The sequence below is a fragment of the Hydrogenophaga sp. A37 genome, from assembly GCF_002001205.1.
Classification (GTDB): Bacteria; Pseudomonadota; Gammaproteobacteria; order Burkholderiales; family Burkholderiaceae_C; genus Hydrogenophaga.
The window spans coordinates 1-2,339 of the sequence record NZ_MUNZ01000017.1 but is presented as its reverse complement, the minus strand read 5'-3'; the positions used below and the strand labels follow the sequence as shown (position 1 = coordinate 2,339).

Sequence of the window (2,339 nt, the reverse complement as noted above, 5' to 3'; positions counted from 1 at the left end):
GAGGAACTCGCGCTTGCGCGTTCTCTTGGTCTTGCGCTCGAATCCGCTCTCGCTCAGGCTCATCTGTTTCATAACGTCAATCTCGCACATCCCGTGCCAGTGGCGACGGTTCTGCAGACGTTCCCTAAGTTCATACAGCCCCACTGCAAGGACAGCAGTGAATTTTTTCGCACACATAATTTCAGCGAAAAAGGTACTGTTGTTTGGTTGGATTACACCTCTGCAGAAGACTTGAATGAACAACTCAACGAGTTTCATGGAGTCGTAGCGAAGCTGGATACCTATGACGTTGCAAAAATCACGCTAAACGCTAGCACTCTTGGGCTTGGACAGTTTTCAGAGATTCCTGAGATACAAAGAGCAGTTAAACGACGTGAAACTCTACGAGCTCGAATACCTACCTTTGCACCAGCAGATCTGACTGACAAAGACTTTCAAACGAAGAACTACCCAACCACGCTACAGCGGTGTGTTCAAAATAGCCTGCACGACCTCAGTGCGCGCAATACGGAATTATACTTTCATCCGCTATCGACTTTTTCTTACGCCGACGGTCAAACCATGCTGACCATAACCGGTATGGTATTCAAGGCCAGCGATGATGCGAGAGTTAAGCAGTTCATTGCAAATTCTCGCCTAGACAAGTGGCCATTTGCCAATCTCGAATGGACTCCCCCTATGTCGATTAATATGCCAGCATTGTCAGCAAAAGAGCGAATGAAACTGGATGAATGTCTACCTATTGACGAAGAGGCAGTCAAAAATCCCGCTGATCACCTCAAAAAACATCTTGGATTTGTGCCGGGAGCGAATGACGGGGAGCTTTCAAACTATGCCAAATATTATCGTCAATACCCCCACTTTTCAAGGGTGATTTTGTAGATTTACGCCGCTGCTGCAAACTCTTGGGGCAGCTGTAAATATTGCTCCAGATGACGATATAGCACGGTTAGCACGGCCTCTGCCACAAGCGGAGAGACGCTATTCCCGATTTGTCGGAAGCTGTGCCACTTGGTTTGCGGAAGTAAAAACCAATCAGGAAAACCTTGCAAGCGAGCAGCTTCGCGCGGCGTGATGACACGGGGCTCCGTAGGATGAATCGGTCGAACGGCCTGATAGCTACCCTTTTCCGGCCCAGTTCCGGCTCGCAAGGTGTGGCAAAAACCATCATTTTTCAACCGAACCGAGCGGGAAACGCCGTCTTTTTCGCCTGGGGCTAGTGCGCCGTAACGTTCGGCGATTTCGGGTGCATGGAGCGTACCAATATGCCCACTGACCTCGCGAGCTATCTTGTAGCGCGTGATTGTCGCAAGGTCACCGACCCCTTTAGGAATGCGGTTTTGCACGCGGGTATAGAACGCACCGGCAGGCAACTCTCCGACGGGGGTCCATACGTATTGGTCAGGCGGTGGGTTAGGGTCCACGTCAAGACTTAGACCTGCCAGAGCGTCCTTTACGGAAACACTTCGCACATTGGCAGCAGGTGCAAAGGCTTGTACTTGCATTGCAGGTAGCCTGCGGCCATCCACGCCGATAAAAAATACCCGGGTGCGATTGGTTGGCGCACCATGCAAGCTGGCATCCACCTCTAACGGGGCAAGCATGTGATAGTGAGCGGGCACATTCCGGAGTGCCTTCTTCAATGCAACGGCATTTTTTTTCAGCAATATCCCTGGAACGTTTTCCGCGAGAAAGAAAGCGGGCTGAGTTTCCGCCACTAACCGCATGAAGTGACCGAACAAGTCGTTGCGCGCATCGTTGGGGTCTTTTCGACCGATAGAACTAAAACCTTGGCACGGCGGGCCACCGATGAGCCCTCCCAACGCTCCTATTTGCACCCCAGCTGCCGCGAGCATTTGCGAGCCTGAAAGCTTGCCAACGTCCAGTTGCAAATGCTTTGACAACGGGAAATTTAACGTATGGGTTTTATGAGCATGCCCGTCGAGCTCCACCCCCGCAGCCAAGGTAAAGCCCGAGCGCGCAGCTCCAAGAGACAGTCCGCCAGCCCCACAGAACAGATCAACTACTTCTATCTTTGCCATGTAATCCTTTTAAAGTTATTTTATGAGACTCGCATCTTCATGATGCCTCTGGGCAGCCGTCTTGAAAATTGAGGAGGAAGAGAGGGTTCCAAGCGTGAGTCGTGCGTTGCACCGTTCTGTGAGCACTGCTCGGCCAACGACCGCAACTGCCGCAGGACGAGCGACTTTCGGCCATTCTCAAAACCTGGCCTCTCTTTGACGTCCGGGCCATCGCTGTCCGGCGGTTTCTCAATCTTCCGCCTGCAGACCCATTCCCCTATTCACCGCACGGCCCACAGGAACCGTCCCAGACCGGCT

General features: G+C 52.2%; 2 protein-coding genes. One reads left to right on the top strand and one right to left on the bottom strand.

Annotation, left to right across the window (positions count from 1 at the left end):
- Window positions 1-93: 93 nt before the first annotated feature.
- Window positions 94-882, top strand: coding sequence for an O-methyltransferase (locus B0E41_RS26360; protein WP_363349943.1), 789 nt, complete (start codon window positions 94-96; stop codon window positions 880-882).
- Window positions 883-884: 2 nt separating this feature from the next.
- On the opposite strand, the gene B0E41_RS00095 is transcribed toward B0E41_RS26360, so the two are convergent.
- A complete protein-coding gene (locus B0E41_RS00095) occupies window positions 885-2,042 on the bottom strand; it encodes a DNA cytosine methyltransferase (RefSeq protein ID WP_216350711.1) in 1,158 nt (385 codons plus the stop codon).
- Between the last annotated feature and the right edge of the window lie 297 nt (window positions 2,043-2,339).